The organism is Deltaproteobacteria bacterium, assembly GCA_019310525.1.
Classification (GTDB): domain Bacteria; phylum Desulfobacterota; class DSM-4660; order Desulfatiglandales; family HGW-15; genus JAFDEE01.
In genome coordinates, this window is record JAFDEE010000111.1 from 1 (window position 1) to 8,854 (window position 8,854).

Annotated in this window: 8 protein-coding genes; all 8 read left to right on the top strand. The window is 54.4% G+C overall.

The features are described 5' to 3' along the window. Positions 1–432 precede the first annotated feature (432 nt). The 8 genes from JRF57_15125 (at position 433) to JRF57_15160 (ending at position 7,974) form a co-directional block, all read left to right on the top strand. On the top strand, positions 433–588 hold the full coding sequence (locus tag JRF57_15125) for a hypothetical protein (GenBank protein MBW2305034.1): 156 nt from the start codon (positions 433–435) through the stop codon (positions 586–588). Between the two features lie 3 nt (positions 589–591). Continuing rightward, a complete protein-coding gene (locus tag JRF57_15130; protein ID MBW2305035.1) occupies positions 592–1,008 on the top strand; it encodes a DUF3842 family protein in 417 nt (138 codons plus the stop codon). Beyond that, positions 1,001–1,192, top strand: a complete 192-nt coding sequence (locus JRF57_15135; protein ID MBW2305036.1) for a CooT family nickel-binding protein — start codon at positions 1,001–1,003, stop codon at positions 1,190–1,192. The genes JRF57_15130 and JRF57_15135 overlap by 8 nt, the downstream gene beginning before the upstream one ends. Positions 1,193–1,520: 328 nt before the next feature. Continuing rightward, positions 1,521–3,119 carry a peptide-binding protein gene (locus tag JRF57_15140; protein MBW2305037.1) on the top strand — a complete coding sequence of 533 codons (1,599 nt, stop codon included), beginning with the start codon at positions 1,521–1,523 and terminating at the stop codon, positions 3,117–3,119. A 431-nt stretch (positions 3,120–3,550) separates the two neighbouring features. Then, entirely contained in the window at positions 3,551–4,534 is a 984-nt protein-coding gene (locus JRF57_15145) for an ABC transporter permease (protein MBW2305038.1), read from the top strand. Beyond that, entirely contained in the window at positions 4,524–5,378 is an 855-nt protein-coding gene (locus tag JRF57_15150; GenBank protein ID MBW2305039.1) for an ABC transporter permease, read from the top strand. The genes JRF57_15145 and JRF57_15150 overlap by 11 nt, the downstream gene beginning before the upstream one ends. Continuing rightward, positions 5,375–7,339 (top strand): ABC transporter ATP-binding protein, encoded by a 1,965-nt coding sequence (locus JRF57_15155; GenBank protein MBW2305040.1) that lies wholly within the window; start codon positions 5,375–5,377, stop codon positions 7,337–7,339. The genes JRF57_15150 and JRF57_15155 overlap by 4 nt, the downstream gene beginning before the upstream one ends. Before the next feature lie 11 nt (positions 7,340–7,350). Then, entirely contained in the window at positions 7,351–7,974 is a 624-nt protein-coding gene (locus JRF57_15160; GenBank protein ID MBW2305041.1) for a TraR/DksA C4-type zinc finger protein, read from the top strand. The last annotated feature ends 880 nt before the right edge of the window (positions 7,975–8,854 follow it).

Below are 8,854 nucleotides of genomic sequence, written 5' to 3' on the forward strand. Positions count from 1 at the left end.
GAATCCTACTTTGCCACCTTGCAACGAACTGCTCTTCATAATACAGACTATAAAACTCCTGATGAAATTGAACAGGGCCTACAGCGAGGCACACAATATCTAAACGAAAATCCACGCGTGTATAAATGGAAGAAAATATGGCGATATTTATGTGTTGATCTACTAGCGCATAATTTGCGATTAATAAAAACTTGACATTCATCTTAAATGGCTTGTATAGTTATCTTTCGTAATCAAGGTATGAAGCCTTTTGCAACTGAATTAAACGTACTGCTTTTTAGGAAAAACAAGAGCCACGAAGGCCTTCTTTAGATATAAGACCTTCGTGGCTTTTTTCATGTAAGGCGAGGAGCCGGGACCCCGCCGGTCTCCTGGGACTTCAAAGGCTTTTTTATGGGGTCCGATTCTTGGATCGACTGGGGGGAAGTTTTGATGAACGATACGAGATACACGTGCCAGGATTACAGGCAGGAGATGCTCCTGGCAGGGCTCAAAAATAGGATCCATAACGAAGACCTTTCCCCGGAGGAAAGGGAGACCCTTGAGGAGGAGATCCGAAAACTTGAGTCAGACATGGGGATGGATTAACCGCTGATGCTGATGGTCGTGGATGGGCAGGGAGGGGGAATCGGGGCCGCCCTCATCAAGAGATTGAGGGAAGAGATCGGTTTCGAGTTGAACATCGTGGCCCTGGGCACCAATCCCATCGCCACATCCAATATGATGAAGGCTGGGGCCAACCGGGGAGCGTCAGGAGAGAATGCCATCGTCCGAACAGCTCCAATGGCACAACTCATCGTGGGCCCCATCGCGATCGTTCTTGCGAACGCCATGATGGGAGAGGTCACCCCCAGGATGGCGGAGGCCATCTGTTCAAGCGGGGGTCGGAAAATTTTGATCCCCCTCACCCAGGAGAATGTCATGATCGCGGGGGTTCAAGCCGAGCCCTTGCCCCACCTGGTAGAACAAGTGGTGAAAATGATCATTGAGGAGGGAAAGTATGTGTGAGGCATCGGCCTACCTGGTCAAGAACGGGAAAGAAGAACTGGTGCTTGAAAGTGTGGATGAACTCGAAGAGGAAGGCGGTGAGATCCGCATGGTAAATATCTTCGGTGAGAGGAAACACCTCAAGGCCAGGATAAGGTCTCTTTCCCTCGTAGACCACAAGATCTACCTTGAACCGGTGAACTAGCTGGTTGTTGAAAAACCTGTGGGAGCGCAGTAGCTTCTCAATAGCCTGCTAAGTCTTCTGCAGGTGTTTGCATTTTACGGAAAGTTACCCGGGCACACCAATCCCATCAAGAAGGTGCATCCCTGTGACCCGGGAGAACTCCTTGCTTTTGTAAGGAAAAGCAGCAACCTGAACCTGCTGGCTGCGCCTTTCCATATCCATTGCGGCATTTTCGAGCCGCACATCTTTACTTATTCAATTCGGATTCTTTCCCGAGAAAAAACCACCAAGAAGGCCATGAAGGCTCCTCCAGGTCCGAAGACCGGAAATCACTATGTTGGAGGAGAAAATGAAGCCGTTGAACAAAACGATAGGTAAGATCTTTCTGATCATCATTCTAGTCGCCACCCAACTCGTCACCATGGCAGGGTCTGGGAACGCCCGGGTTGAAGAGGTCAGGATCGCTGACAGCAAGGGTGACTGGGGATACCCCAATCCATTCAGGCATTATCCCCGAGGGCCGGGTTACGTAAGAATGAGTTGGGTATTCGATACACTGATCTGGAAGGACCGGAAGGGATATGTCCCAGCCCTTGCCAAGTCCTGGGTCTATGACCCGAAGGAGCGGGCCTTTATCTTCGACCTCCAGGAGGGGGTCAAATGGCATGACGGGAAGCCTTTCACCTCAGAAGACGTGGTTTTCACGGTAAATTACTACAAGAAGCACCCTTACTCCTGGGTCCCGACGGATACCATTGCCGGAGCGGAAGCCCGCGGATCCTATCGGGTCGCACTAATACTGGCCCGTCCCTTTGCCCCTTTCCTGGCCAACGTGGCGGGCACCATGCCCATTCTTCCAAAACACATCTGGGAGAAGGTCGATGATCCCAATGCTTACAACGACCCCAAGGCCTTTGTTGGAAGCGGTCCTTACAAATTCGTGGACTTCAATAAGGCAAAGGGCACCTATCTTTTCCAGGCCTTTGATGACTACTGTCAGGGTGTTCCAAAGGCCAAGAGACTTATTTATGTTCGGGCCGGGAAACCCCTTATTTCCCTTTGCACCGGAAAGGTGGACCTGGCCAACATCAAGCCGGAGATGGCCGAGCCGTTAAAAAAGAAGGGGTTGGTGATCCTCAAAAACGACAGGGGCTGGAACAAGAAGTTGATGATCAATCATAGGATCGAACCCTTCAAGGAAAAGCGCTTTCGGCAGGCACTGGCCTACGCTATTGATCAGCAGCAGATCATCGAAAAGGCACATCGCGGTTTCGGATCTCCGGCTTCTTTCGGACTCCTTTCTCCAGATCACGAGTATTACAACCCGAAAACACCTGTCTATCCTCATGACCCGGACAGGGCACGGCGGATCCTGGAGTCCCTGGGATACAGGAAAGGGCCTTCGGGCTACTACCAGAAGGACGGTAAGCCGTTACGAATCGAGCTTTTGGCTTCCAACATAACTGTGGGCGGGGATTCGGTGCCAGACCGGGACGGGGAGGTCCTGAAACACCAGTTCGAGGCCGTTGGGATCCAGGTGGACCTGGTCAACATGGAGCAGGCCACTACTGACGGACGGGTCAGGAAGTGGGAATTTGAACTGGCCATTTCCGGACACGGTGGGTTGCTTGGTGATGCGATGATCCTGGAGCGCATGATTGACCCGGAAACCTCGAGTGGTTCCGTGAATTCGGCCCGCTACGATGGAAGCAAAAAACTACTGGAACTGGTGCGGGCACAGGTGAGGGAAATGGATCCTGAAAGACGGAGGAGGTTGGTCTATCAATGCCAGGAGATCTATGCAGAGGAACTTCCAGCCATTCCCCTCTACTACCCGGATTCCTTGTCCGCCTATAATCCCCAGAAAGGCATTGAATGGTACTACACCAAGGGTGGCCTTGCTGTGGGGATTCCCATACCTCAGAACAAGATGAGCCTCATCAGGTGAGAAAATTTCATGTCCCGTTCTGGGAAAGGGAGAAACCAGCACTTTCAGACGAAGACTTTAGTTCGATCGTTTTTTGATTAGTGCCCATCCATAAATAGGCAATTTTGTTCAAGATCAAGGAAGGCGAAGATTTTAACCGCAGGAATACATTGAAGTATTTCGAGGATTAAAATCTGAGCCTGACCTGTCTGCCGTGCCTGCCTTTCCCTTGGAATGGCAGATAGGTCCGGCACAGGCAGGCGCAGAGATTGGGGAAAAGGGGCATTTATGGATGGGCACTGATTAGGGTTCAAGGATTCAATGAGTCCAGGGGTTGAGTGAGAAATCGGGATTTAAGGAAAAGATGATTTTCACTTGACCCCTCGCCCCCTTGGCCTCTAAGGCTATCGGCTTCAGCCGATAGTAGTTTATCAGGGCTGGGAAGATCAGTCATGGTTCGTGCTTTAAGAAGCCGATATCGAATATCCATCGGGCTCCCGGCAGTTTTTCTCGCGGCCGCATTGTTCATGGTTTTCTTGAGTTATGCCCTGCCGAGGCTCCTGCCGGGGGACTTTGTGACAGCAATGTATGCCTCATCCAACGTGACGCTCTCAGAGGAGCAGGAAGCAGCTCTTCGGTCCTACTACACCAGTCAAGAGACCTTCAGGGAGTATCTGATGAGATGGATTCGGCTGGACTGGGGCTATTCTTATGCCTACATGACCCCTGTTTCCAGCCTCTTTTTCGAGGCCCTGCCCTGGACCCTTCTCCTCCTGGGTTCGGCCAACCTGCTCTCCCTGACCCTGGGTTTTTTCCTGGGGGTGGAAGCGGCCTGGCGTTGGGACAGCCGGGGAGGAAAATGGTTGGTCGGTTGGATGACCCTTTTTGAGGGAATGCCGGAGATGGTCACCGGAGTGCTGCTCCTGCTGATCTTCGCCCTTCACCTGGGATGGTTCCCTGCGGCCGGGGCCGAGACGGCATACGCGGACCTTTCCTTCTTTAAAAGGGTTGCGGATGTAGGACACCATCTCGCCTTGCCCCTTCTCACCCTCGTGGTTGCTTATGTTCCGGGAAATTTCCTCCTGACCCGCAACAGCATGATGATCTTCCTTCGTTCCCCCTTCACCACCACGGCCCGCGCCAAGGGCCTTTCGGCCCGCCGTGTCCGTTACGCCCACGTTGCCCGAAACGCCCTCTTGCCTCTGGTCACCCGATTCGGGCTTCGGGTGAGTTTCATGGTCACCGGGGCCCTGGTGGTGGAGCGGATCCACGCCTATCCGGGACTTGGCACCCTCCTATTCAATGCCATCCAGGCCCGGGATCTGCCGGTAATCCAGGGAGTGGTTCTCATGTCCTCTCTGATGGTCCTGGCTGTTATTCTGTGCCTGGAAACGGTCTATCGGATCCTGGACCCGAGGATTGGTTATGCGTCCTAATTTCATGAGAGATGTTTTCCGTGACCCCTGGTTCATGGCCGGGCTTGGTCTTGCAATTCTATTTGCGGTAGTGGCGGCCCTTGGCCCCACCCTTTCACCCTACGACCCCCGGGACATGCGATTCGCCCCCATATCTCCTCCCTCTTCCGAACACCTGCTGGGTGTAAACGACGGCGGGCAGGATATTTTCTCCGAGCTGCTCTATGCCGTAAAGAATACGGTGGCCTTCGGGCTGTGGACTGCTTCTCTGGGCCTGCTCGCCGGGGTGATCATCGGGGTGAGCGCCGGATGGATCGGGGGTTGGGTGGATCTGGTCCTCATGCGGATCGCCGATGTGCTTTTGGCCGTTCCGTCCATAATGGTCCTCATCTTCACCGCAGCCCTTTTTCGGCCGCCTCCTTTGTTGTTGGCAACGATCCTGGCGGCCCTTTCTTGGCCGACCACCAGCAAGGGTATTCGGGCCCAGACCCTGAGCCTCAAGCAGGCTCTCCATCTGCGGGCGGTTTCACGAATGGGAGCAGGAAATTTTTACATCATACGCCGGCACCTTATCCCGGAGATGTTTCCCCTCTACCTGGTCGGTTTTGCAGCCAAGGCGAGAATGGCCATGTTTATGGAGGCATCGCTGGCCTTCCTGGGGTTGTTTGATCCGGGTAGAAAATCCCTCGGAATGATGATCAGTTACGCGTTGAAATATTACTATATGGATATATGGTGGAATTGGCTCATGCCGCCCATCCTGTGCCTTTCCATGCTGATTGGATCGGTCACCTTTCTCGCCATAAGCCTTGAAAAGGCGCTCGATCCAAGACTCAGGGAGTCCATCGGGGGGCAGGGAGCATGAGTGTTCGGATTGAACAATTGAGCGTTCTCTATCGGGATGGGAAACATTCCCTGCTGGCCCTGGAAGAGGTGAACCTGGAGATTTTGCCGGGGCGGTGTCTGGCCCTCGTGGGAGAGTCCGGATCCGGGAAAACGACCCTGGGCTTGGCCTGTATGGGATTGCTCCCTAAAAACGCATCCATTCGGGGGACCATCCGATACAACGGTTCCCTCCTGGTTCCCGGGGACGAAAGGGCCGTCAACAGGTTGAGATGGAGTCACCTTGCCATGGTATTTCAGAACGGAGCCGCTCATCTCAACCCTGTCCATCGTATTGTGGACCAGGTAGCCGAACCGTTGATCCAAAGGGCTTTATTACCCAGGACCGAGGCCCTGGAACGGGCCTCACGTCTTCTCGAGAAAGTGGGTCTTGGGCCGGAATGCCTCCATCGTTATCCCCATGAGCTGAGCGGCGGTCAGGCCCAAAGGGCCATGATTGCCATGGCCCTGATCCTGGATCCCCGTGTCCTGATCCTTGATGAGCCCACTTCCGCCCTGGATCCTATTCACAAAGGCATGGTCTCAGAGGTCATCCGCTCCGCCAAGGAGACGGGGAAGGCGGTTCTACTGATCACCCACGATCTTGAGTTCGCTGCCCGGAATTCCGACGTGGCGGCGGTCCTTTACCTCGGTCAGATCATGGAAACCCTTCCATCGGGCGACCTGTTTGAGCAGCCCCTCCACCCTTATACCTCCGCCCTGGTCCGCTCCTTCCCCGGGATGAACAGACCCAGGGACCTTGGAGGAATCCGCGGAGACGCTTTTTACCGAATGGTCCACCGCCATGGCTGGGAGCAAGGCGAACCTTACGACCATAGTCACATCCAGGTCCCAGGCGCTCTCCATCCTGAAGGGCACGTGCCTCCCACAGGTTGCCTTTTCCAGGATCGTTGTACCCAGGTCCTTGAAAAGTGCCGTCGTGAAAAGGTCTTACTGGAGCCTGCAGGGACTCATACCCTTCGGTGTCTGAGGCACGGTATCGCCGACCTTCTCGTACTGGAGGGGGTGGAAAAGAGGTACGGCGAGGCCGTGGCGCTTCATCCCGCAAGCCTGGTCCTGAAATGCGGTGAGGTTTACGGCTTGGTGGGGGAGACCGGCTCGGGAAAAACCACCCTGGCCATGATCGCGTCCGGGGCCTTAAAGCCCGATGGGGGCAGGCGTATCTTCGACGGCAGGGACATGGAAGAGTGGGAAGCCCGGGATTACCGGTCCCTTGCGCGTCGGATCGGCGTCGTTTACCAGAGTCCTGCGGAGTCCGTGAGTCACCGTTTCACGGTGGAGGAGATCGTGGCGGAGCCCTTGACGATACATGAGCCCTCCCTCAGGAAGAAGGAGCGTCGGGAAAGGGTCCTGCAGGTCTTGAAGGATGTTCATCTCTCAACGGACGAGACGTTCCTTGGCCGCTATCCCCACGAGTTGAACATGGGTGCAATCCAGAGGGTCTGCTTGGCCCGGGCCCTCGTGCTGGAGCCTTCACTCCTGGTTGCCGACGAACCCACCAGTTCCCTGGACCCGAGTGTTCAGGCCAAGGTGTTGAAGCTTCTCCTCGATCTCCAGATCGAGAGGGGTTTGACCCTTCTCTTGGTGACCCACGATATCGGGGTCGCCCGGAAAATTTGTGACAGGATGGGCGTTATGTATAGGGGGCACTTGGTCGAAACGGGTCCCGCGTTCCAGGTCCTCTCCAATCCCAGCCACCCCTATACCCGCAGGCTCATTGAGTGTGCATCGGGCCATTATCCGGGAAACGGACACGAAAAACGGTTTTGGAAGAGGTCAAATAGAGGGGCAGGGGACCCCCCCTCATTCAAGACTTCGGGCACACCCGGGGAAGTGGATTCAGACGACTTTTCTCTGCTTGATAAGGAAAGGGTTTTGGGGAGGGAAGAGGCTTGTTTTAAAACAGAAAGGAAAATCAAATAGGAGGTCGAACCATGAAAGATGTAGGAATCAGTCCCGAGTCGATCCGGGAGACCATTCGATTTCACGGTCACCATTGCCCGGGGCTCGCCCTGGGTATCCGGGTGGCTGAGGTTGTTCTTAGGGAAAATCGGCGTGCGCCGGACGAAGAACTCGTTGCCGTGGTGGAAACCGACATGTGTGGCGTGGATGCCATCCAGTACTTGACGGGCTGTACTTTCGGCAAGGGCAATCTCCTCCACCTGGATTACGGCAAGAACGTTTTTACCTTTTACCGGAGATCGGACGGCAAGGGCATTCGTATCGCCGCAAGGCCTGAAGTTTTCGATGGAGACAATGGGGAAATGATAGCCCTGATCCAGAAAAAGGTGGGAGGAGAGAAACTCACAGCAGATGAGGAAAAGAAGCTGGATGAGATGCGTGAGAACAGGATCAAGCGCATCATGGAGGCCGATCTCGATGAGCTTTTTTCGATCCGTCCGGCAGAGGGTGAAGTCCCCAGGCGGGCAAGGATCATGGAAAGTCTGGTTTGCGAGTCTTGCAAGGAAAAGACCATGGAGACCAGGACCCGGCGCTTCCAGGGGAAAACAGTTTGCATCCCCTGTTTCGAGAAAGAGGAGAGGAGGATTCCAGTCTGATTTCCATTCTGCCTTTCTTCGATGACAGAGTATTCCGCTTCAACCAGGGGCTCAGGATGTTCTCCCCGGCTAAAGTTCCCGCCATAATTCTGGCGGGCAGGCAATACGAATTTCGGGAACGAAATACGCCGGGCTACTGGAGGAATTCCCGAGCCCTCTTACCGGAGAGCTTGAATTCATGAGGTTGCTGTTTTTTGGTTGCTTAATAGAAAAATTCCTATTTTCTTTGAGGGTCATGAATAAAGGTTGCCCGCACCATTGGAGAAGGGGCATGGGGATCTTTTCGGAAGTGACCTGTCGGGAGGCCTTCGTTATTTCAAGGGGTTAGGGATGGGGGAAACCCCGGCTCCCGCTTGTAAAAGCGGGAGAACGGCGGAGGGGGCAAGAATCCCCCGTCACTAACCCCTTGAAATAACCAGGCCGTGAGACTCGGGAACGAGGAAAAGATCTCCATGCCCCTTCCGTTTCCATAACACCCGGCAAGTACTTCAATTCGATACCAGCCTTTAAAAGGCCGATGGCACCTTTTCTTTCGTTCGGAGGCTCCCGGGCTGGTGTTTTCAGCGGCTTATCAGCGGGGGACACATGCCCCTCCGCTTTCTCCCTCGCTTTTAGAGCGGGAGTTGCGGCTTCCCCCACTGATAATCCCGCCGTCACTTCAGAAAAGGTGCCATCGGCCCTGGCGCGAGCCTCCCGTGTTCAGAAAGACATCAAGGTGTAGCCGATCGAACCGGGACTTCTGAAATACGTCGGGCTCCAGGAGAAGATCCCGTTATCCTCTATCGCTCCGGTAAACATTCGCGCATAATTCGGGTTTATCCTTAAGACCTTCCCTGAGCACTCTTTCCGTTGAACGGTGAAGGTGCTTGCAGTTTATCCA

Coding starts and splice junctions, on each gene's coding strand:
- JRF57_15160 (MBW2305041.1), top strand. CDS start 7,351: ATGAAAGATGTAGGAATCAGTCCCGAGTCGATCCGGGAGACCATTCGA.
- JRF57_15150 (MBW2305039.1), top strand. CDS start 4,524: ATGCGTCCTAATTTCATGAGAGATGTTTTCCGTGACCCCTGGTTCATG.
- JRF57_15155 (MBW2305040.1), top strand. CDS start 5,375: ATGAGTGTTCGGATTGAACAATTGAGCGTTCTCTATCGGGATGGGAAA.
- JRF57_15125 (MBW2305034.1), top strand. CDS start 433: ATGAACGATACGAGATACACGTGCCAGGATTACAGGCAGGAGATGCTC.
- JRF57_15145 (MBW2305038.1), top strand. CDS start 3,551: ATGGTTCGTGCTTTAAGAAGCCGATATCGAATATCCATCGGGCTCCCG.
- JRF57_15135 (MBW2305036.1), top strand. CDS start 1,001: ATGTGTGAGGCATCGGCCTACCTGGTCAAGAACGGGAAAGAAGAACTG.
- JRF57_15140 (MBW2305037.1), top strand. CDS start 1,521: ATGAAGCCGTTGAACAAAACGATAGGTAAGATCTTTCTGATCATCATT.